Source organism: Cupriavidus sp. 10L45 (assembly GCF_056395225.1).
The window spans coordinates 95,751-116,077 of sequence record NZ_JBFTJC010000013.1 but is presented as its reverse complement, the minus strand read 5'-3'; the positions used below and the strand labels follow the sequence as shown (position 1 = coordinate 116,077).

Here is a 20,327-nt window from a genome sequence, read left to right as displayed (position 1 = left end):
ACAGGCACCGCGATCAAGCTCGCGGCGCCTGTCATCGAACGACTTAGCGCGGGAACGAGAACATTCCGAGCGCGTCGCGTACCTCTTCCAGCGTCTGCTGGGTCAGTTCGCGCGCTTCGGCCGTGCCCTTGCGCAGGATCTCGAACACATAGCCCGGGTCCTTCGCCAGTTCCTCACGGCGCTCGCGGATCGGGCGCAGCATCTCCTGCAGGATGCCTTCCACACGGCGCTTGAGCACCATGTCGCCCAGGCCGCCACGGCGGTAGTGGTCCTTCAGCTCGGTCACTTCCTCCACGTTCGGATCGAACGCATCGAGGTAGGTGAACACGACATTGCCCTCCACCTGGCCCGGATCGGACACCTTCAGGTGGTTCGGGTCGGTGTACATGCGGTGCACCGCTTCCTTGATCTGCTCGGGCGAGGCGCCCAGCGGAATCGCGTTGCCCAACGACTTGCTCATCTTGGCCTTGCCATCGACACCCGGCAGGCGGCCATGCTTGGGGATCAGCGCGGCGGCTTCGGGCAGCACGTCGCGACCCACCTGATGGTTAATCCGGCGCACGATCTCGTTGGTCTGCTCGATCAGCGGCGCCTGGTCCTCGCCCACCGGCACCAGCACGGCCTTGAAGCCGGTGATGTCCGCCGCCTGCGAGGCGGGATAGCACAGGAAGCCCGCCGGGATGTCACGGCCAAACCCGCGCGCCTGGATCTCTTCCTTGATCGTCGGATTGCGTTCGAGGCGCGCCACCGTGACGAAATTCAGGTACATCAGCGTCAGTTCGGCCAGCGCGGGCAGGTGCGACTGCACGGTGATCGTGGTCTTGGCCGGGTCGATGCCGACGGCCAGGTAGTCTAGCGCCACTTCCAGCACGTTGCGCCGCACCTTTTCCGGATCGTGGGCGTTGTCGGTCATGGCCTGCGTGTCCGCCAGCAGCACGTACTGCTTGTGCGAGTCCTGCAGGGCGACGCGGCTCTTGAGCGAGCCGACGAAGTGGCCCAGGTGCAGCGGGCCGGTGGGGCGGTCACCGGTCAGGATGACGGGACGCGGGTCGGTTTTCGCGGTTAGCGTGTTGGCGGTCATAAGCGTCGCTGGAACTTCGGAATATTCGAAAAAATTCGGAAAACGGAAAACTATGCGGGATTCAGGCCACGCCGCGCGCGGGGCGTGGCGCGGCGCTGTCGCCGACGGTGCGCGCCAGCTCGACATACTCGGCCACGGGCACTTCCTCGGCGCGGCGGGTAAGGTCGAAGCCGAGCTTGTCGAAGTCGACCTGATCGCGCAGGAAGGACAGCGTGTTGCGCAGCACCTTGCGGCGCTGGGAGAACGCGGCGGTCACCACGTCGCCCAGCACACCTGCGTCGCAGGCGGGGTACGGTGAGCGCAGCCGGCCATCCTCGCCGCGCGGCCACGGGATCATGCGCACCACGGCAGAATCGACCTTGGGCGGCGGATTGAACGAGCCAGGTGGCACATCGAGCACATGTTCCATGTGATAGCGCACCTGGAGCATGATCGACAGCCGCCCGAAGGCCTTGCTGCCCGGGTCCGCCACCATGCGCTCCACGACTTCCTTCTGGAGCATGAAGTGCTGGTCGCGCACCTGGTCCGCGAAGTCCATCAGGTGGAACAGCAGCGGGCTGGAAATGTTGTACGGCAGGTTGCCGACGATGCGCAGCGGGCGGCCGGTCTCGTGCAGCTTGCCGAAGTCGAACGCCAGCGCGTCGCCGGCGTGCACGACCAGCCGGTCGTTGTAGCGGCGGCGCAGGCGGTCCACGAGGTCGCGGTCCAGCTCCACCACTTGCATCTGCGGCAGGCGCTCGAGCAGCGGGTCGGTCAGCGCGCCGAGGCCCGGGCCGATCTCGACCACGATGTCATTCGGTTGCGGATCGATCGCGCCGACGATGCCGTGGATGATGCCGTCATCGACCAGGAAGTTCTGTCCGAATCGTTTGCGGGCCACATGGCCCTGGTGCACGTTTGAACGCATGGTGTCTGCGGCTGGCGGTCAGCGGGTAGCGGGCCACACGCCGGCATTGCCGTCGTGATGGCGCCCGTTGGCGTGGCCAGCCATGGTAATGGCACTGCGGATGGCCTCGATCATGCTGCCGTGCTCGGCGCGGCCGCTGCCGGCCAGGTCGAGCGCGGTGCCGTGGTCCACCGAGGTGCGGATAAAGGGCAGGCCCAGCGTGATGTTCACGCCGTGCCCGAAGGTGCCGTACTTGAGCGGCGCCAGTCCCTGGTCATGGTACATCGCCAGCACGCAGTCCGCGTCGCGCAGGTGGCGCGGCTGGAACAGCGTGTCGGCTGGATAGGGGCCGCGGGCGTCGATGCCGGCATCGCAGGCCAGGGACAGGGCGGGGCCGATCACGTCGATCTCCTCGCGCCCCATGTGGCCGCTCTCGCCGGCGTGCGGGTTCAGGCCGGTCACCAGGATGCGCGGCCGGGCGATGCCGAAATGGCGACGCAGGTCGGTATCGATGATGGTCAGCGTCTCCACCAGCATCGGGATGTCGAGTGCGTCGGGCACCGCGCGCAGCGGCAGGTGCGTGGTGGCCAGCGCCACGCGCAGCATGGCGTTGTCGTGGGCCGGCTGCGGGCCGGCCAGCATCATCACCACACGCGGCACGGCGGCGCGCTCGGCCAGGTATTCGGTGTGGCCGGTGAACGGCACGCCCGCGTCGTTGATCGTGCTCTTTTGCACCGGCGCGGTGATCATCGCCGCGTATTTGCCGGCCTGCAGGCCGTCGATGGCGGCGTCCAGCAGCGCCAGCACGTAGCGGCCGTTGCGGGCGTCGAGCTTGCCCGGCTCACTCTGCACGCCGAGCGGCACATCCTCCACCACCACCCCGCCTTCGCCGATCTGGCGCGTCCAGGCGTGGCCGACGCCCAGCGCCGCGGCCCGGCTGGCCAGCAGACGGGCATCGCCCAGCACATGGAAGCGGTAGTGCCCGTTGCGGTTGCCATTGCTGCCGGCAAGCTGCAGCAGCGCCCCGATCGTGATGTCGGGGCCGATGCCGGCAGGTTCTCCGGTGGTAATGGCTAGCGCGAGCGGGTCGGGCATGGATGGGGTGGGGTCGGGGGCGCCGGCGGATCAGCGCTGGCGGTTGATGCGGTATTCCACGTACGCCGCGCTGCGGAGCTGGCGCACCCAGTCATCATAGGCGGCGCGCAGCTTCTGCTCCCGGACTTCCGAACGGGCGAAGTCGCGCTGCTTCTCCGCCGACACCTCGGTCTCGCGGCGATTCATCACCTGGATCAGGTGCACGCCGAACTGGGTGACCACCGGGTCGGAGATTTCGCCCGGACGCAGCCGGTTCATGGCCTGCTCGAACTCGGGCACCAGTTCGCCCGACGAGACCCAGCCCAGGTCGCCGCCCTGCTGGGCCGAGCCGTCCTGCGAGAAGCGGCGCGCGAAGTCGGCAAAGTCGCCGCCGTGCGTGATGCGGTCGCGCAGCGTCGTCATCTGGCGGCGTGCCTCGGCCTCGGGCATGTTCGGACCGGTGCGCACGAGGATGTGGCGCACCTGGGTCTGCGTGATGCGCTCGCTGGCCTGCGGCTGGTCGGCGGCCGGCGCGGCGCGCTTGGCCATCAGCCGGATCACATGGAAGCCGTTGGCCGACTCCACCACCTCGGGCACCAGTGCGCCGGGCTGGAGGTCCACCACGGCGTTGGCGAACAGCGCCGGCAGGCGGCCGATCTCGCGGAAACCGAGCGCGCCGCCCTGCGCCGCCTCAGGTGCTTCCGAGTTGGCCTTGGCCAGCGCGGCGAAGTCCGCCCCGCCCTGCGCCTGCTTCAGCAGGCCCTCGGCCTTGGTCTTCAGCTCGGCCTTCTGGGCGTCGGACGCGTTTTCGGGCACGCGGATCAGGATCTGGGCGACGTTGTACTCGGTCGAACCGGCCGGCGCGGCGCCGCCCTTGCGCGCGGCGAGGTAGTTGTCGATCTCGCCGTCGTAGACCTGCACCTTGGAGTCGACCTCGCGCTCGCGCAGGCGAATCACCTGCACCTGCTTGCGGAGTTCGTCACGATACTTGGTCCAGCTCATGCCGCTGGCTTCCACGCGGCTGCGCAGTTCGGTAGCGGTCAGGCGGTTCTGCTGCGCCACGGACTCGATGGCGCGGTCGACTTCCTGGTCCGTCACGCGGATGCCGGCGTCCTGCGCGGCCTGCGTCTGCACGCGCTCCATCACCAGTCGCTCGAGCACTTCGCCGAGCAGGTCGGCGCGCGGCGGCACCTCACGCTGCGCGGCGCGCAGCTGGCTCTCGATCTCGTCGGCGCGGTCCAGCAGCTCGCGCCGCGTGATCACGCTGTTGTTGACCACCGCCACCACTTCATCGACAAGCTGCGAGCGCTTCTGGCCCGGCTGCGGCACGCCCATCTGCGGCTCGCTCGGCGGCACGGCCTGCTGGGCGGGCTGCTGCAGGAAGATGCCCGAGGTGCGGCCGCTGCCGCTGCCGCTACCGGAAAGTGACGGCTTGCCCGAGGGCGCCGACGGGGCCTTGAGCTGCGCCACGGCTGGCGCGGCCAGCGCGGCAAGCACGGCAGCCATCGCCACGTGCCACAGGGGGTTGGATCGGGACAGCGCGTTGGAAGCTCGACGTTTCATCTTGGTCCGTCATTCATAGTGATCGTACTGGGACGTGGGCACCGGACGTGCGGTAACAGGCTCGTAGCCGGGCACGTTCAGACGCAGCATGTCCAGCGGGTTGGAACCGATCTTGGACAACCCGCGGAATTCCACCTGCAGGAAGAACCGGCCGGTATAGCCCTGCGTGGTGTTGCGGAAACGCTGGTATACCACGCGTCCCACCCAGCAGTCGGCGGCGTATTCGATGCCGGCCAGCGCATCGACCAGCTGGTTGGCGGTCTGGTCGAACGCCACCCGGCCAATACCGTAGGTGCGGCGCGTGATCGGCCACTGGCTCGACAGCTCGAACTGGTCGATGGCCGAGTTATCGGTCACCGAGGTCGGCCGGCGATAGCGGTAGCCCACGTTGACCAGCTTGCGCGACTCCGGCCGCCACGCGAACGCCACGTTCGAGTAGTTCACGCGGTTGTCCTCGGGGCTGTACTGGATGCCCGCATCGAGATAGTAGCCGCGGAACAGCTGGATCGTGGTAGCTGCGAGCAAGTCAGAATAGCTCGGCTTGGTATCTGTGGATGTACCGGTCAGCTGCACGCGCTGGCCGGTGAAGTCCACGCGCTGCGCCAGCGTGCCGCGGAAGCGCTCGATGCCGGTCTCGGACTCGATCAGGCGCGTGGTCACGCCCGCCGTGAGCTTGTTGTTGTCGGCGATCCGGTCATTACCGGTGAACGCGTTCTCGCTGAAGATCTGCCCGTAGCCGAAGTCTGACTGGACAGTATCGAACAGCGGAAACTGGCTCTGGTCGCGGAACGGCGTGTAGACGTAGAACAGGCGCGGTTCCAGCGTCTGCGTGTAGTTCACGCCGAACAGCTTGCTCACGCCGGGCGCCGCGCGGTCGAACACCATGCCCGAGTCCAGGCTCACCGTCGGAATGGCGCGGCCGAACGAGGTCTGCGCGCCGGTGGTGTTGGTGCCGGCGTCCATGTTGTACTGCGCGGCGTTGAAAATCAGCTTCGGCGTCACGAACCAGCCGGGGCGGATGATCGGGTAACTGATCACCGGCTGGATAAACGCGCGGTTGCCCTCCGGCTGCTGGATGCCGGTGGACGTTAGCGGAATCCGGAAGCGGGTGTAGTCGGCTTCCACCGCGATATCGAAGCCGCCGAAGTCATAGCGCGTGTAGCGGCCGTTCAACTGCGGCTCGCGCTCGTAGGACGGCTCGCTCGGACGCAACGTCTGGAACTTCTGCACCCGCGCCATGAAAGAAAAGTCCTGCCAGTTGTAGATCACGCCGCCTTCCTGCGTGTACTGGCGCAACGTGGACTGCGATACCGAGCGCGTCAGGTCGTCCGGGTACTGGTCGTCGGACACCTTGCTGACGTTGGCATACGCCGTCAGGCCCTTGGCGATCGTCTGGCTGTGCTGGAACGAATACGCCCAGCGGTCGCGCTCGGCTTTCTTGTCGTCCGGCAGGAATTCGGCCCGCAGGCGGCCAGCGTAGCCGTCACCGATATAGCGGTAGTCGCCGCCCAGCTGCACGCCGCGCGAGCTCAACAGGCGCGGATAGAGTGTCAGGTCGCGGTTCGGCGCCAGGTTGAAGTAGTACGGCACCGTCAGGTCGAGACCCGACTTGGAGCTGTAGCCGAACAGCGGCGCCAGCGCCCCGCTGCGACGCTCGTCGTTCAGCGGGAACGAAAACGCCGGGGCGCCGGCGATCGGCACATTGAAGAAGCGCAGCACGCCGCCATAGGCGGTGCCCACCTGGCGGTCGTTGTCGATGTCGATGCGGTTCGCGCTGAAGTACCAGTCGGCGTTGTCGGGCGAACAGGTCGTGTACGACGCCTTCTTCATCGTGCTGCGATCGGGGTCGATGAAGTCGATGCGCTCCGCGCTGCCCGCGCCGCCAGTCTGCTGGAAATAGTAATCGGGCGAGAGCATGTAGCCCTCATTGGCCTCCACGCGCAGCTTAGCCTCGGGGCCGATGGCCAGCGTGCCGCTCTTGGACAGGCGCACGTTGCCCGTGGCATGGGCCTCGTCGGTGTCCTGGTCATAGGTCACCTTGTCGCCCTTGACCACGGCGCCGTCGCGGCGCAGCTCGGCATTACCCTCGAGCGCCACGCCCTTTTCGCTGAAGCCGGTCAGGCTGTCGCCCGAGACATAGGCCGGGGCGTTGGGGTTCGACGGGGTCGAGCTCGGCGCGATGTTCATGCTGCTGGCCGTGGCCGCCTTCGGCGGCGCCTCGTCCAGGCGGGGCACCAGCACGCCGGCTTCCGGCGCGGGCGGCGGGGCTTCGGGGGTCTGGGTGACCGCCGGCTCGGCGATGTCGATGTTCGGGATGGCCGAGCCCGCGCCATATTGCGCGTGCACGCTCACCGACAGGCCCGCCATGGCCAGCACGAGCGGACGCAGAGTGCTGGCCGGCAAAGCGGCACGCATGCGCCGCGGCAGGCCGCGCAGCGCGGGCGGTCGGGTGGCCGGATGATGCGGTGATCGTTGTTGTTCGGTCATGCGGACGGTTATCGGTCGGCTCGGCGCCGGGCTGCGGAACGGTCCCGCGAACGGTTCCGTACTTCCCGCCAACCCTTGCCGGAGCAGGCTGCGGGGCAACAAAGGCCCCTCCCGGGGGCCACCCGGCGCCCGGGTCTGGTCGGGTATTATACGGGGCATCGTATCCACCCAATCCGGCATGGCAGCACTTATTCACGACCCAACCTCCGACCCGCGTATCGCCCAGCTCAAGAGTTGGGTCGCCGGGCTCGGCGCCACATGGTCGATCGACCCCGACTCCTGCGCCCCGGCATCCGCCGACGCCAGCTTCCGCCGCTACTTCCGCGTGCGCACCGGCCATGCCGCCCATCCGACGGCCATCGTCATGGACGCCCCGCCCGCGCACGAGGACTGCCGGCCGTTCATCCACGTGGCCGGGCTGTTCGGCGAGGCCGGCGTGACCGTGCCCACCGTGCTGGCCCAGGACCTGGCGCAGGGTTTCCTGCTGCTGGCCGACCTCGGCAGCCAGACCTACCTGTCGAAGCTGGACGCCTCGTCCGCGCGCGGCCTCTATGACGACGCCGCCGCCGCGCTGGTCAGGATCCAGCTGGCCACCCGCCCCGGCACGCTGCCCGCCTACGACCGCGCCCTGCTCCAGCGCGAGCTGGACCTGTTCCCCGAGTGGTACGTGGGCCGCCACCTGGGCGCCACGCTGAACGACGCCCAGCAGGCCGACCTGCGCGAAGTCTTCGACGCCGTGCTGGCCAACAACCTGGCCCAGCCGCAGGTCTACGTGCATCGCGACTATCACTCGCGCAACCTGATGGTCCTGCCCGATGGCGCCAACCCCGGCATCCTGGACTTCCAGGACGCCGTGATCGGCCCGGCCACCTATGACGCGGTCTCGCTCTGGCGCGACGCCTATATAGAGTGGGACGAAGAGCAGCAGCTCGACTGGCTGATCCGCTACTGGGAGCGCGCGCGCAAGGCCGGGCTGCCGCTGAACGCCGATTTCGGCGCCTTCTACCGCGATTTCGAGTGGATGGGCCTGCAGCGCCACCTGAAGGTGCTCGGCATCTTCGCCCGCCTGTACCACCGGGATGGCAAGGACGGCTACCTCGCCAACCTGCCGCTGGTACTCAAGTACACGCGCAACGTGGCCGGCCGCTACACCGAGCTGCGCAAGCTGGTGCGGCTGCTCGATGCCCTGGAAGGCACCGAGCGCCCCGCCGGGTTCACGTTTTGAGCGCCGCCCCCGCTGATCCTGCATCGCCCAGCCCCGCGCCGGTCACCCGTGGCGGGGAATGGTGGGCCGGCGTGCGCGCGCTGGCGCCGATGCTGCTCGGCGTGGTGCCGTTCGGCCTGATCTATGGCGTGCTGGCGGTCAATGCCGGCATGCCCGCCTGGCTGGCCTGCGCGATGAGCGCCATCGTGTTCGGCGGCGCCTCCCAGATGATCCTGACCCAACTCTGGGCGGCCGGCACGCCGGCGCTGGTGATCGCCTTCACCGTGGCGATGGTCAACCTGCGCCACGCGCTCTATTCGGCCACGATCGCCCCGTCGCTGGCACCGCTGCCGCGCCGCTGGAAGGCGCTGGTGGCCTACCTGCTGACCGACGAGGCCTTCGCCGCCATGACGCGCCGCCTGGGCGATACCGGCGAGCGGGCGCGCTACCGCCACTGGTTCTACTTCGGCGCCGGCTTCTCGCTGTGGTCGAGCTGGCAGCTCTCCACGCTGGCCGGCGTGCTGGTCGGCGCGCAGGTGCCGCAGGACTGGCCGCTCGATTTCTTCCTGCCGCTGACCTTCATCGCCATCATCGTGCCGAACCTCAAGCACCGCGCCCACGTGGCCGCCGCGCTGGTGGCCACGGCGCTGGCGGTGGCCTGCTTCGGCCTGCCGCACAAGCTGGGCCTGATGGTGGCCGCGCTGGGCGGTATCGCGGCGGGCATGCTGCTGCTCGGGCGCGGGCACCCCACGCCGGGCCGCAGCCCGCGCAAGGAGCCGGCGGCATGAATCCGATGACCTTGCTGTGGGTGTTTTTGGGCGCCGGGCTGGCCACGTACCTGATCCGGCTGTCGTTCATCGCCGTGGAAGGCCGCGTGCGGCTGCCGTCCTGGTTCCGCACCGCGCTCCAGTTCGTGCCGGCGGCGATGCTCTCGGCGCTGATCGCCCCGGACCTGCTGATGCACGACGGCGCGCTCTACCTGAGCCCCTATAACACCCGGCTCGTGGCCGGGCTGGTGGCCATCGTCATCGCCGCCTACACGCGCAGCGTGGGCTGGACGATTGCCGGCGGCATGGCCACGCTGATCGCCCTGGAGTATTGGTTGTGAACACCCTGAAAGCGATGATCTTCGCGGCGGGACGCGGCGACCGCATGCGTCCGCTGACCGATACCTGCCCCAAGCCGCTGCTGCGCGTGGGCGGCAAGCCGCTGATCGTCTGGAAGATCGAGGCGCTGGCGCGCGCCGGCTTGACCGACATCGTCATCAACCATGCCTGGCTCGGCGAGCAGCTGGAAGCGGCGCTCGGCGACGGCTCGCGCTTCGGCGTGCGCCTGCACTGGTCGGCCGAAGGCAGCGCGCTGGAGACGGCTGGCGGCATCGCCAAGGCCCTGCCGCTACTGACGCCAAACCCTGACGCCGGCGAGATCTTCCTGGCCGTGTCGGGCGACATCTTCTGCGACTTCGACTACGCCGCGCTGCTGCCGCGCGCCCGCGCCATGGCCGGTGCGGAGCGACCGATGATGCACCTGGTGATGGTGCCCAATCCGCCCTTCCACCCGCGCGGGGACTTCGCGCTGGGCGCCGACGGCCTGCTGCGGCTGCCCGATGATGCGGGGGATGCCGTGCCGCTGACCTTCGGCAATATCGGCCTGTACGACACGCGCCTGTTCCGCGAGATCGCGCCGGGTCAGAAAGTGGCGATGACGCCCTATTACCGCGCAGCGATTGCCAGCAGCGATGCCACCGGCGAACGTTTCGACGGCCGTTGGGAGAACGTCGGCACGCCGGCGCAGCTGGCCGCGCTGGATACCGAGTTGCGCGCCGAACTGGGCGTGCCCGCCACCGGCACCGGCGGCGCCTGAGGCGCCCGCGCCACCAGCCAGGCTCCCAGCGGGGCCACCCGCACGCCGACGGGTTTAGAATCGGCATCATTCCCCACCTCGCCACCTCGCCACCCACTCCATGTCCGCACCCGACTCCGCCCTGCTTGGCGCCTGCCGCGACCGCCGCGCCCGCGTGCTGCAACATCTTCGCGCCGGCGGCGGCGGCGTGGCCATCGTGCCCACCGCGCCCGAGGCCATGCGCAACCGTGACAGCGACTATCCCTATCGTCACGACAGCTATTTCTATTACCTGACCGGCTTCACCGAGCCCGAGGCGGTGCTGGTGCTGGTGGCCGGCGCGCCCGGGGAAGGCGCCGGCGCGGACCGCAGCATCCTGTTCTGCCGCCCCAAGCACGAGGAGCGCGAGATCTGGGATGGCTTCCGCCATGGCCCGGAAGGCGCGCGCGCCGCGTTCGGCCTGGACGAGGCGCACTCGGTGGAGGAAATCGACGCCCTGCTCCCGCCGCTGCTGGCCAATCGCGCCCAGGTGGCCTACCCGCTGGCCGCCTCGGCCGAGACGGACCTGAAGGTGCGCGGCTGGCTCGACGCCGTGCGCATGCAGGGCCGCGCCGGCGTGGCCGCACCGTCCGCCGCGCTCGACGTGCGCACTATCCTCGACGAAATGCGGCTGTTCAAGGACGCCGGCGAGGTGGCGATCATGCGCCGCGCGGGCGAGATCTCGGCCCAGGCGCACGTGCGGGCCATGCGCGCCTCGCGGGCCGGGTTGCGCGAATATCACCTCGAAGCCGAACTGCTCTACGAATTCCGTCGCCATGGCGCGCAGAGCGTGGCCTACAACTCGATCGTGGCCACCGGCCCGAACGCCTGCGTGCTGCACTACCGCGCCGGCCCGGCCGAATTGCGCGATGGCGACCTGTGCCTGATCGACGCCGGCTGCGAACTCGACGGCTATGCGTCGGACATCACCCGCACCTTCCCGGTCTCGGGCCGCTTCTCGCCCGCCCAGCGCGAGCTGTACGACCTGGTGGTGGCCGCGCAGGACGCCGCCATCGCCGAGACGCGCGCCGGCGTGCCGTACAACGTGCCCCACGACGCCGCCGTGAAGGTGCTGGCGCAGGGCATGCTCGACACCGGCCTGCTCGATCGCAACAAGGAAGGCACGCTCGACGACGTGCTGGCCAGCGGCAGCTATCGCCGCTTCTATATGCACCGCACCGGCCACTGGCTGGGCATGGACGTGCACGACGTGGGCGAGTACCGCGCGCCGGGCCCGCTGCCCGCCGGCCATGAGGGCGAGCGGCCGTGGCGGCCGCTGGAACCCGGCATGGTGCTGACCATCGAACCTGGTATTTACGTGCGCCCGGCTGAAGACGTGCCGGAGCGCTACTGGCATATCGGCATCCGGATCGAGGACGACGCGGTCGTCACCGCCGGCGACTGCGACCTGCTCACGCGCGGCGTGCCGGTCAAGGCCGATGACATCGAAGCGCTGATGCGCGACAACCTGGGAGACATCGCACGATGAAGACCCTGCTCCGCAAGCTGTTCAGCGGTGGCGGCACGCAACACACGCATTCCAGCAAGCCCGCAGCAGCGCGGCAAGTGGTGCCGGGCGAGCCGTTCGTGATCAATCTGTATGACGACCGCCTGGTCGTGCATCGTCCTGACGGCCAGCGCGAGGAACTCGCCTGGGACGCGCTGGAACGCGTGATCGTGCGCGTTTCCGACCGCGCGCCGTGGACCGGCGCCGCCTGGCTGATCCTGGCCGGCGACGCCGAGAGCAAGCAGGGCTGCGTGGCCCCGCTGGACGCCGCCAACGGCGATGCGCTGGTGGCGCACCTCCAGGCCCTGCCCGGCTTCCACCAGCAGAAGCTCGACAACGCGCTGCGCGATGCCGCCGCCGGCAAGTCGCGCACGGATGCCGTGCTGTGGAAGCGTGCCGCGGCGAATGCGGCGAATGCGGCCGATACGGCCCAATCCGGCGAGGAAGCTCCTGATGACAAGCCCCGTGACCCTCAGCACCACTCCCAGTCCCAGCCACAGTCCGGCGCCCAGCCCTGATCCGTTCGACATCGCCATCGTCGGCGGCGGGCCCGTCGGCCTGGCGCTGGCGGCGCAGTTGCTGCGCACCACGCCGTGGCGGATCGTGCTGATCGATGCGGCCACGCCGGCCCGCGCCGCGCGGGACCCCCGGGCGATTGCGCTGTCGCACGGCAGCCGCCAGCTGCTCGAGCAGATTGGCGCGTGGCCGATGCCGGTGCAACCTATCGAGCACATTCACGTGTCGCAGCGCGGGCGCTTTGGCCACGTGAAACTGCATCACGACGACTACGGCGTGCCGGCGCTCGGCTATGTCGTGCGCTATGGCGACCTGTGCCAGACGCTGGAACGCGCGCTGGCTCGTGCCGCGGACGCCGCGCCGGGCCGCCTGGCGCGCCAGTTCGAGACGCGCATCGACGACATCGCGCAGGACACCAAGGCCGAGCGGCAGGAAGATGCCGCGCTGGTGCGGCTGACCGGCACCTCGCATGCCGATCAGGTCGGGCTGCCCATGGCGGTCACGGCGCGCCTCGCCGTGCAGGCCGAAGGCGGACTGTTCCACCAGCGCACGCAGCGGCTGGCGCGCAGCGCCGAAACCTCCCGGCGGCGCGACTACCAGCAGACGGCCATCATCGGCCATGTGACGTGTACGCAACCGCGGCGAGGCTGGGCTTGGGAGCGCTTCACCGAGGAAGGGCCCCTCGCGCTGCTGCCGCATGACGAACACGGCACTGCCGGCTATGCGATGGTCTGGTGCTGCCCGCCCGATACGGCCATGCGGCGGCTCGCGCTGTCCGATGCCGAATTCGCCGCGGAACTGGGCGAGGCGTTCGGCTCGCGCATGGGCCGCTTCACGCTGGTGGGCAAGCGCCACGCGTTCCCGCTGGGGCTGAATGCGGCGCCGGTGACCGTCGATGGCCGCATCGCGGCGGTCGGCAACGCCGCCCAGACGCTGCATCCGGTGGCCGGACAAGGGTTGAACCTTGGCCTGCGCGATGCCTTCGCACTGGCTGACTCGCTGCGCGCCGGCTGCACGCCGCAGGCGTTGCAGGCCTTCGCCGGCCGCCACCGCGTGGACCGGGCGATGACCATCGGCGTGACCGACCTGCTGCCGCGTGTCTTCGGCATCGGCGGGCCGCTGGCGGCCCATGCGCGCGGGGCGTCGCTGGCAGCGCTGGCCTGCGTGGCGCCGCTCAAGGACGCGCTGGCGCGCCACATGATGTACGGCGCGCGCCGCTGATCCCTCGTGGGGGGCGGGCACCGTGCCACGCAGGCACGGCCCGCCCCCTCATCCATGATATTTGCTCATTTCTTGGGCAACCCGGTCCGTTTGGCGGTAAAATCCCGCCCTCGCGCCTTCCCCCAGTACCCGTTTACCGAACGCGCCATGTGACGCAAAACCGTCACGTGCGCCTATTCCATTCGCTATTCCTATCGTGCAGATCGGTCCGCATCGTCTTCGCAACAACCTGTTCGTCGCCCCCATGGCCGGGGTGACGGACCGGCCGTTCCGCCAGCTGTGCAAGCAGCTGGGCGCGGGCTACGCGGTGTCCGAGATGGTGGCGTCCAACGCCCAGCTCTGGAAGAGCGAGAAGACCATGCGCCGCGCCAACCACGCGGGCGAGGTGGAGCCGATCTCGGTGCAGATTGCCGGCGCCGAGCCGGGGATGATGGCCGAGGCGGCCCGCTACAACGTGGACCGGGGCGCGCAGATCATCGACATCAATATGGGCTGCCCGGCCAAGAAGGTCTGCAACGTGGCGGCCGGGTCGGCGCTGCTGCAGAACGAGCCGCTGGTGGTGCGCATCGTCGAGGCCGTGGTGGGTGCCGTGGGCGACCGCGTGCCCGTGACGCTGAAGATCCGCACCGGCTGGGACCGCGAGCACAAGAATGCGCTGCGCGTGGCGCGCCTGGTGGAAGACGCCGGCATCAGCATGCTGACGATCCACGGGCGCACCCGCGCGGACCTGTACCACGGCGAGGCCGAGTACGAGACGATTGCGGCGGTCAAGCAGGCGATCCGGATTCCCGTGGTGGCCAACGGCGACATCACGTCGCCGCAGAAGGCGCGCGAGGTGCTGGCCGCCACCGGCGCGGACGCGATCATGATCGGCCGCGCGGCGCAGGGCCGGCCGTGGCTGTTCCGCGAGATCGAACACTTCCTGGCGACGGGCGAGATGCTGCCGTCGCCCGAGGTGGCCGAGATCCGCGCGATCATGAACCATCACCTGGCCGACCACTACGCGTTTTACGGCGAGTTCACCGGCGTGCGCACCGCGCGCAAGCACATTGCCTGGTACACGCGCGGCCTCAAGGGCGCGAACCTGTTCCGGCACCGGATGAACACGCTGGAGTCCACCACGGCGCAGCTGGAGGCCGTGAACGCCTTCTTCGACGAGCAGGCGGCGATTTCCGACCGCCTGGTCTATGTGGAAGACGGCGACGCCACGGCCGAAGGCCAAGATAAGAACGCCGACAACAACAACAAGAACAAGGAATTGCTTGCCGCATGAGCCGCAACGCCATCGATCAATGCATCCGGGACAGCCTGGATACCTACTTTCGCGACCTGGACGGCGAAGAGCCGTCCAATATGTACAACATGGTGCTGGAGGCCGTGGAACGGCCCCTGCTGGAAGCCGTGATGGCGCGCGCAGAGCGCAACCAGTCGCTGGCGGCCGCCTATCTCGGCATCAATCGCAACACGCTGCGCAAGAAGCTGCAGCAACACGGTTTACTTTGAAGCGTTCCCCCAAGCCATGATCAAGCAAGCCCTTCTCTCCGTTTCCGACAAGACCGGCATCGTCGATTTCGCGCGCGACCTGAACGCGCTCGGCGTGGTGCTGCTTTCCACCGGCGGCACCGCCAAGCTGCTGGCCGACGCCGGCCTGCCCGTGACGGAGGTGGCCGACTACACCGGCTTTCCGGAAATGCTGGACGGCCGCGTGAAGACGCTGCACCCCAAGGTGCACGGCGGCATCCTGGCTCGCCGCGACCTGCCCGAGCACATGGCCGCGCTGGCCGAGCACCAGATTCCCACCATCGACCTGCTGGTGGTGAACCTGTACCCGTTCCAGCAGACCGTGGCCAAGGATGACTGCACGCTGCCGGACGCCATCGAGAACATCGACATCGGCGGCCCGACCATGCTGCGCTCGGCGGCCAAGAACCACCGCGACGTGACCGTGATCGTGGACCCGGCCGACTACGCCGTGGTGCTGGACGAAATGCGCGCCAACGCCAACAGCGTCGGCTACGACACCAACTTCCGCCTGGCCACCAAGGTCTTCGCGCATACCGCCCAATATGACGGTGCAATCACAAACTACCTGACCAGCCTCGGCGCCGACAAGTCGCACCAGGCCCGCAGCGCCTATCCGAAGACGCTGAACCTGGCCTTCGAGAAGGTGCAGGAGATGCGCTACGGCGAGAACCCGCACCAGTCGGCCGCCTTCTACCGCGACCTGAAGGCCGTGGACGGCGCGCTGGCCAACTACGTGCAGCTGCAGGGCAAGGAGCTGTCGTACAACAACATCGCCGACGCGGACGCCGCGTGGGAGTGCGTGAAGTCGTTCGATGCCGCCAACGGCGCCGCCTGCGTGATCATCAAGCACGCCAACCCGTGCGGCGTGGCCGTGGGCGTGAACGCGCTGGAAGCCTACGACAAGGCCTTCAAGACCGACTCGACCTCGGCCTTCGGCGGCATCATCGCCTTCAACGTGGAACTGGACGAAGCCGCCRCACAGGCCGTGGCGAAGCAGTTCGTGGAAGTGCTGATCGCCCCGTCGTTCAGCACGGCGGCCCGCAACGTGTTCGCGGCCAAGCAGAACGTGCGTCTGCTGGAGATTCCGCTGGGCAAGGGCGTGAACCAATACGACCTCAAGCGCGTGGGCGGCGGCCTGCTGGTGCAGGGCCCCGATGCGCGCAACGTGCAGCCGTCCGAGCTGCGCGTGGTGACGCGCCGCCATCCCACCCCGAAGGAAATGGACGATCTGATGTTCGCCTGGCGCGTGGCCAAGTTCGTGAAGTCGAACGCCATCGTGTTCTGCGGCGGCGGCATGACGCTGGGCGTGGGCGCGGGCCAGATGAGCCGCGTGGATTCGGCCCGCATCGCCAGCATCAAGGCGCAGAACGCCGGCCTGACCCTGGCGGGCTCCGCCGTGGCCAGCGACGCCTTCTTCCCGTTCCGTGACGGCCTGGACGTGGTGGTGGACGCGGGCGCAACCTGCGTGATCCAGCCGGGCGGCTCGATGCGCGACGACGAGGTGATCGCCGCCGCCGACGAGCGCAACATCGCCATGGTGCTGACCGGCACGCGCCACTTCCGGCATTGAGACGCGGCGGCGCATACTGAGGCGCCGGCCCTCTCCCCTCAGTGGGAGAGGGTCGGGGAGAGGGGTGGTCTAGCAAAGCACCACGACGAACGAAGCCCAAACAACACCATGCGCATCCTCGGCATCGATCCCGGCCTCCGCACCACCGGCTTTGGCGTGTTGGAAAAACACGGCAACAAGCTGGCCTACGTGGCCTCCGGCACCATCAAGAGCGACGGGAATTCCAGCCTCCCGGAGCGGCTCAAGACCCTTTACGACGGCATCTCCGAAGTCGCCCGCACCTATGCGCCCGACTGCGCGGCCATCGAGAAGGTCTTCGTCAACGTCAATCCGCAGTCCACGCTGATGCTCGGCCAGGCGCGCGGGGCCGCCATCTGCGGCCTTGTCGGCCATGGCCTGCCCGTGTTCGAGTACACCGCGCTCCAGTTGAAGGTGGCCGTGGTCGGCTATGGCCGGGCCAACAAGGAACAGGTGCAGGAGATGGTGATGCGGCTGCTGGCGCTGTCCGGCCGGCCGAGTTCCGATGCGGCCGATGCGCTCGGCGTGGCCATCTGCCATGCCAACGGCGGCGATACCCTCGGCACGCTGGCCGGCATGGCGCCCGACCTGGCCCGCAAGGGGCTGCGCGTGCGGCGCGGGCGCCTGGTCGGGTAGTCCGGCGCCGGACAGGCCAACTCCGGCCTCTGCTCGTACAATCGGCGTTCCGCCCCATCCCATGAACGCCGCGCGATGTCCTTCCTTCCCCGCCTGACCCTTGCCTTTGCCACTGCCACCCTGATTGCGGGCTGCGCCACGCCGCACCACGCACATAAGGACAAGGCGGCGGCCTCCACCGCGGCGGTCCCGGCGCCCGCCCCGGCCGCCCCGCCGGCCCCGAAAGCGCTGGTCATCGCCCATCGCGGCGCCAGCGCGCTGCGCCCGGAGCACACGCTGGCGTCCTACGCCAAGGCCATCGAGGACGGCGCCGACGTGATCGAGCCGGACCTCGTCATGACCCGCGACGGCGTGCTGGTCGCCCGCCACGAGAACGACATCACCGGCACCACCAATGTGGCCGAAGTGGCGGAGTTTGCCGACCGCAAGCGCATCAAGGTCATCGACGGGGAACGCCTGACCGGCTGGTTCACCGAGGACTTCACGCTGGCCGAGCTGAAGACGCTGCGCGCCCGCGAGCGCATTCCCAAGCTGCGCCCGCTCAACGCCAAGCTGAACGACCAGTTCGAGATTCCCACTTTCGACGAAATCCTGCGGCTGGCCTCGCAGGCGGCCATCAAGCGCGGCCGCCCGGTGGGGATCTACCCCGAGCTGAAGCACCCGAGCTACTTCCGGGGTATCGGCCTGCCGCTCGAGGAGAAAGTCGCCGCCGCGCTGCAGGCCAACGCCTACGCCCGCAGCGCGCCGGTCTTCGTCCAGTCGTTCGAAGTGGGCCCGTTGCGCACGATGAAGCGGCTGCTGGGCACCTCGATGCCGAACGTGAAGATCGTACAGCTGATTGGCAGCCCGTCCAGCCGCCCCGCCGACTGGCGCCTGGCCGGCGACACGCGCAACTACGCCGAGATGCTCACGCCACTGGGCCTGCGCGAAGTGGCGACCTACGCCAACGGCATCGGCCCCGAGAAGAGCAACGTGGTGCCGCGCGACGCCCAGGGCGCCCTGGCCGCCCCCACGGCGCTGGTGACCAACGCCCACGCGGCCGGGCTGACGGTCCACCCGTACACGTTCCGGCCCGAGAACAGCTTCCTGCCGAAGCCGTTCCGGGTGGCCGGCGATGACGCCACGCGCAGCCCCAACGGCCTGGTGCGCGAAATCCAGGCCTTCCTGGCCGCCGGCGTGGATGGCGTCTTCACCGACGACCCGGCGCTGGGCCGCCGCGCCGTGGACAGCGCACCGGAGCGATAACCCGCAGCGATAACCGCCAGCGCGCCACCCGCACGCGCTACACTTGCCGGCAATYTCGTCACCCCACCCTGCCCACCATGATCGGTCGCATTGCCGGCACCCTGCTTGAGAAGAATCCCCCGCACCTGTTGGTCGACTGCCACGGCGTGGGCTATGAGATCGACGTGCCGATGAGCACGTTCTACAACCTGCCCGCCGTGGGCCAGCCGGTGACGCTGCTGACGCAGCAGATCGTGCGCGAGGATGCCAACCTGCTCTACGGCTTCGGCTCGGCGTCCGAGCGCAACACGTTCCGCGAGTTGATCAAGATCACCGGCATCGGCGCACGCATGGCGCTGGCCGTGCTGTCGGGGCTGTCCGTGAGCGAACTGGCGCAGGTCGTCACACTGCAGGAGGCAGGCCGGCTGACGCGGATTCCAGGCATCGGCAAGAAAACCGCCGAGCGGCTGCTGCTGGAACTCAAGGGCAAGCTGGGGGCCGAACTGGGCCACGCGCCGGGCGCCACGCCCGTCGCCGACAGCGCCGTGGACGTGCTCAACGCCCTGCTGGCGCTGGGCTACTCCGAGAAAGAGGCCGCGCTGGCCATCAAGCAGGTGCCGGCCGGCACGGGTGTGTCCGACGGCATCAAGCTGGCGCTGAAGTCGCTCTCGAAGGGCTAGCGAAGGGCTAGCGCGAGAGGCAGCCGGCGTAGAATGACGGCTGTCCCGCATTCCACCGCCATGATCGAAACCGACAAGCTCACCGGCGCCGAGCGCCAGCCCGAACGGGTTATCTCGGCCACCCCCGCCTCCGCCCGCGAGGAGGCCTTCGAGCGCGCCCTGCGGCCCAAGCTGCTGGACGAGTACGTCGGCCAGGAAAAGATCCGTGGCCAGCTCGACATCTTCATGCACGCGGCCCGCAACCGCCGCGAGGCGCTGGACCACGTGCTGCTGTTCGGCCCGCCGGGCCTCGGCAAGACCACGCTGGCCCACATCATCGCGCGCGAAATGGGCGTGAGCCTGCGCCAGACCTCCGGGCCGGTGCTCGAGCGCCCGGGCGACCTGGCCGCGCTGCTGACCAACCTCGAAGCCAACGACGTGCTGTTCATCGACGAAATCCACCGGCTCTCGCCGGTCGTCGAGGAAATCCTGTACCCGGCGCTCGAGGACTACCAGATCGACATCATGATCGGCGAAGGCCCGGCGGCCCGCTCGGTCAAGCTGGACCTGCAGCCGTTCACGCTGGTGGGTGCCACCACGCGCGCCGGCATGCTGACCAACCCGCTGCGCGACCGCTTCGGCATCGTGGCGCGGCTGGAGTTCTATACGGCCGAGGAACTGGCGCGCATCGTCACACGCTCGGCCCAGTTGCTCAACGCGGTGATCGAGCCCCTGGGTGCGCTCGAGATAGCCCGCCGGGCGCGCGGCACGCCCCGTATCGCCAACCGGCTGCTGCGACGCGTGCGCGATTACGCCGAGGTGAAGGGCGACGGCACGATCAGCCGCGAGACGGCCGATGCCGCGCTGGCGATGCTCGACGTGGACCGCGTCGGCTTCGACCTGATGGACCGCAAGCTGCTGGAAGCCGTGCTGCACAAGTTCGGCGGCGGCCCGGTGGGCGTGGACAACCTGGCGGCGGCCATCGGCGAGGAGCGCGACACCATCGAGGACGTGCTGGAGCCCTACCTGATCCAGCAGGGTTACCTGCAGCGCACACCGCGCGGCCGGGTGGCGACGGCGGCGGCGTACCGGCATTTCGGGCTCGCCACGCCGCAGGACGACTCAGGCAGCGATCTGCTTGAGACGCCCTGAGCCGTCCCCTAAGCGTCCCCTAAGCGTCCGCTGAGCGTCCCCTAAGCCTCTCCCCAGACAAAATCAGCCGAATCCGGCCTGCTGCAGTGCGCAACGACCGCGCATTGCAGCCCGCCCCCGCCAG

The 20,327-nt window shown here is 68.9% G+C and carries 19 protein-coding genes; 14 read left to right on the top strand and 5 right to left on the bottom strand.

The window, feature by feature from the left end; genetic code table 11:
- Positions 1-43: 43 nt before the first annotated feature.
- The 5 genes from trpS to AC1DFU_RS22180 all read right to left on the bottom strand — a co-directional run bounded on the left by trpS (position 44) and on the right by AC1DFU_RS22180 (position 7,091).
- A complete protein-coding gene (gene trpS, locus AC1DFU_RS22200; RefSeq protein WP_092291939.1) occupies positions 44-1,081 on the bottom strand; it encodes a tryptophan--tRNA ligase in 1,038 nt (345 codons plus the stop codon).
- A 61-nt stretch (positions 1,082-1,142) separates the two neighbouring features.
- The gene (gene rsmA, locus AC1DFU_RS22195) at positions 1,143-1,988 is read right to left on the bottom strand and encodes a 16S rRNA (adenine(1518)-N(6)/adenine(1519)-N(6))-dimethyltransferase RsmA (protein WP_092291937.1); all 846 of its coding nucleotides are present in this window, start codon (positions 1,986-1,988) and stop codon (positions 1,143-1,145) included.
- A gap of 18 nt (positions 1,989-2,006) precedes the next feature.
- On the bottom strand, positions 2,007-3,062 hold the full coding sequence (gene pdxA / locus AC1DFU_RS22190; protein WP_092291935.1) for a 4-hydroxythreonine-4-phosphate dehydrogenase PdxA: 1,056 nt from the start codon (positions 3,060-3,062) through the stop codon (positions 2,007-2,009).
- Positions 3,063-3,092: 30 nt separating this feature from the next.
- The gene (locus AC1DFU_RS22185) at positions 3,093-4,604 is read right to left on the bottom strand and encodes a peptidylprolyl isomerase (protein ID WP_441591715.1); all 1,512 of its coding nucleotides are present in this window, start codon (positions 4,602-4,604) and stop codon (positions 3,093-3,095) included.
- Positions 4,605-4,613: 9 nt separating this feature from the next.
- Positions 4,614-7,091, bottom strand: a complete 2,478-nt coding sequence (locus AC1DFU_RS22180; RefSeq protein ID WP_441591713.1) for an LPS-assembly protein LptD — start codon at positions 7,089-7,091, stop codon at positions 4,614-4,616.
- Between the two features lie 178 nt (positions 7,092-7,269).
- On the opposite strand from AC1DFU_RS22180, the gene AC1DFU_RS22175 reads away from it, so the two are divergent.
- The 14 genes from AC1DFU_RS22175 (at position 7,270) to ruvB (ending at position 20,203) form a co-directional block, all read left to right on the top strand.
- Entirely contained in the window at positions 7,270-8,316 is a 1,047-nt protein-coding gene (locus AC1DFU_RS22175; protein WP_441591711.1) for an aminoglycoside phosphotransferase family protein, read from the top strand.
- An 89-nt stretch (positions 8,317-8,405) separates the two neighbouring features.
- Positions 8,406-9,083: an AzlC family ABC transporter permease gene (locus AC1DFU_RS22170; protein WP_255370732.1), complete on the top strand. Its 678-nt coding sequence runs from the start codon at positions 8,406-8,408 to the stop codon at positions 9,081-9,083.
- The gene (locus AC1DFU_RS22165; protein WP_092291925.1) at positions 9,080-9,403 is read left to right on the top strand and encodes an AzlD domain-containing protein; all 324 of its coding nucleotides are present in this window, start codon (positions 9,080-9,082) and stop codon (positions 9,401-9,403) included. The genes AC1DFU_RS22170 and AC1DFU_RS22165 overlap by 4 nt, the downstream gene beginning before the upstream one ends.
- 5 nt (positions 9,404-9,408) lie before the next feature.
- Positions 9,409-10,158 carry an N-acetylmuramate alpha-1-phosphate uridylyltransferase MurU gene (murU, locus tag AC1DFU_RS22160; RefSeq protein WP_092292149.1) on the top strand — a complete coding sequence of 250 codons (750 nt, stop codon included), beginning with the start codon at positions 9,409-9,411 and terminating at the stop codon, positions 10,156-10,158.
- A gap of 100 nt (positions 10,159-10,258) precedes the next feature.
- Complete coding sequence (locus AC1DFU_RS22155) at positions 10,259-11,665, top strand: aminopeptidase P N-terminal domain-containing protein (RefSeq protein WP_441591709.1); 1,407 nt, start codon at positions 10,259-10,261, stop codon at positions 11,663-11,665.
- Positions 11,662-12,201, top strand: a complete 540-nt coding sequence (locus AC1DFU_RS22150) for a hypothetical protein (protein ID WP_255370716.1) — start codon at positions 11,662-11,664, stop codon at positions 12,199-12,201. The genes AC1DFU_RS22155 and AC1DFU_RS22150 overlap by 4 nt, the downstream gene beginning before the upstream one ends.
- On the top strand, positions 12,137-13,420 hold the full coding sequence (locus AC1DFU_RS22145; protein ID WP_441591708.1) for a UbiH/UbiF/VisC/COQ6 family ubiquinone biosynthesis hydroxylase: 1,284 nt from the start codon (positions 12,137-12,139) through the stop codon (positions 13,418-13,420). The genes AC1DFU_RS22150 and AC1DFU_RS22145 overlap by 65 nt, the downstream gene beginning before the upstream one ends.
- Positions 13,421-13,616: 196 nt before the next feature.
- Complete coding sequence (dusB, locus tag AC1DFU_RS22140; RefSeq protein WP_441591706.1) at positions 13,617-14,693, top strand: tRNA dihydrouridine synthase DusB; 1,077 nt, start codon at positions 13,617-13,619, stop codon at positions 14,691-14,693.
- Entirely contained in the window at positions 14,690-14,923 is a 234-nt protein-coding gene (locus tag AC1DFU_RS22135; RefSeq protein ID WP_092291917.1) for a Fis family transcriptional regulator, read from the top strand. The genes dusB and AC1DFU_RS22135 overlap by 4 nt, the downstream gene beginning before the upstream one ends.
- Before the next feature lie 16 nt (positions 14,924-14,939).
- The gene (gene purH, locus AC1DFU_RS22130; protein ID WP_477159877.1) at positions 14,940-16,514 is read left to right on the top strand and encodes a bifunctional phosphoribosylaminoimidazolecarboxamide formyltransferase/IMP cyclohydrolase; all 1,575 of its coding nucleotides are present in this window, start codon (positions 14,940-14,942) and stop codon (positions 16,512-16,514) included.
- A 108-nt stretch (positions 16,515-16,622) separates the two neighbouring features.
- Complete coding sequence (gene ruvC, locus AC1DFU_RS22125) at positions 16,623-17,168, top strand: crossover junction endodeoxyribonuclease RuvC (RefSeq protein WP_092291913.1); 546 nt, start codon at positions 16,623-16,625, stop codon at positions 17,166-17,168.
- A gap of 75 nt (positions 17,169-17,243) precedes the next feature.
- Positions 17,244-18,413, top strand: a complete 1,170-nt coding sequence (locus AC1DFU_RS22120; protein WP_441591703.1) for a glycerophosphodiester phosphodiesterase — start codon at positions 17,244-17,246, stop codon at positions 18,411-18,413.
- Positions 18,414-18,490: 77 nt separating this feature from the next.
- Positions 18,491-19,072 carry a Holliday junction branch migration protein RuvA gene (gene ruvA, locus AC1DFU_RS22115; RefSeq protein ID WP_092291909.1) on the top strand — a complete coding sequence of 194 codons (582 nt, stop codon included), beginning with the start codon at positions 18,491-18,493 and terminating at the stop codon, positions 19,070-19,072.
- 60 nt (positions 19,073-19,132) lie between these two features.
- Positions 19,133-20,203, top strand: a complete 1,071-nt coding sequence (gene ruvB / locus AC1DFU_RS22110; protein WP_092292147.1) for a Holliday junction branch migration DNA helicase RuvB — start codon at positions 19,133-19,135, stop codon at positions 20,201-20,203.
- The last annotated feature ends 124 nt before the right edge of the window (positions 20,204-20,327 follow it).

What these genes read in the sequence shown, in the direction of transcription:
- AC1DFU_RS22165 (WP_092291925.1), top strand. Translation starts at nt 9,080, where the DNA reads ATGAATCCGATGACCTTGCTGTGGGTGTTTTTGGGCGCCGGGCTGGCC.
- AC1DFU_RS22155 (WP_441591709.1), top strand. Translation starts at nt 10,259, where the DNA reads ATGTCCGCACCCGACTCCGCCCTGCTTGGCGCCTGCCGCGACCGCCGC.
- ruvC (WP_092291913.1), top strand. Translation starts at nt 16,623, where the DNA reads ATGCGCATCCTCGGCATCGATCCCGGCCTCCGCACCACCGGCTTTGGC.
- trpS (WP_092291939.1), bottom strand. Translation starts at nt 1,081, where the DNA reads ATGACCGCCAACACGCTAACCGCGAAAACCGACCCGCGTCCCGTCATC.
- pdxA (WP_092291935.1), bottom strand. Translation starts at nt 3,062, where the DNA reads ATGCCCGACCCGCTCGCGCTAGCCATTACCACCGGAGAACCTGCCGGC.
- AC1DFU_RS22145 (WP_441591708.1), top strand. Translation starts at nt 12,137, where the DNA reads ATGACAAGCCCCGTGACCCTCAGCACCACTCCCAGTCCCAGCCACAGT.
- AC1DFU_RS22170 (WP_255370732.1), top strand. Translation starts at nt 8,406, where the DNA reads ATGCTGCTCGGCGTGGTGCCGTTCGGCCTGATCTATGGCGTGCTGGCG.
- AC1DFU_RS22185 (WP_441591715.1), bottom strand. Translation starts at nt 4,604, where the DNA reads ATGAAACGTCGAGCTTCCAACGCGCTGTCCCGATCCAACCCCCTGTGG.
- AC1DFU_RS22120 (WP_441591703.1), top strand. Translation starts at nt 17,244, where the DNA reads ATGTCCTTCCTTCCCCGCCTGACCCTTGCCTTTGCCACTGCCACCCTG.
- rsmA (WP_092291937.1), bottom strand. Translation starts at nt 1,988, where the DNA reads ATGCGTTCAAACGTGCACCAGGGCCATGTGGCCCGCAAACGATTCGGA.
- AC1DFU_RS22135 (WP_092291917.1), top strand. Translation starts at nt 14,690, where the DNA reads ATGAGCCGCAACGCCATCGATCAATGCATCCGGGACAGCCTGGATACC.
- AC1DFU_RS22150 (WP_255370716.1), top strand. Translation starts at nt 11,662, where the DNA reads ATGAAGACCCTGCTCCGCAAGCTGTTCAGCGGTGGCGGCACGCAACAC.
- ruvB (WP_092292147.1), top strand. Translation starts at nt 19,133, where the DNA reads ATGATCGAAACCGACAAGCTCACCGGCGCCGAGCGCCAGCCCGAACGG.
- ruvA (WP_092291909.1), top strand. Translation starts at nt 18,491, where the DNA reads ATGATCGGTCGCATTGCCGGCACCCTGCTTGAGAAGAATCCCCCGCAC.
- AC1DFU_RS22175 (WP_441591711.1), top strand. Translation starts at nt 7,270, where the DNA reads ATGGCAGCACTTATTCACGACCCAACCTCCGACCCGCGTATCGCCCAG.
- AC1DFU_RS22180 (WP_441591713.1), bottom strand. Translation starts at nt 7,091, where the DNA reads ATGACCGAACAACAACGATCACCGCATCATCCGGCCACCCGACCGCCC.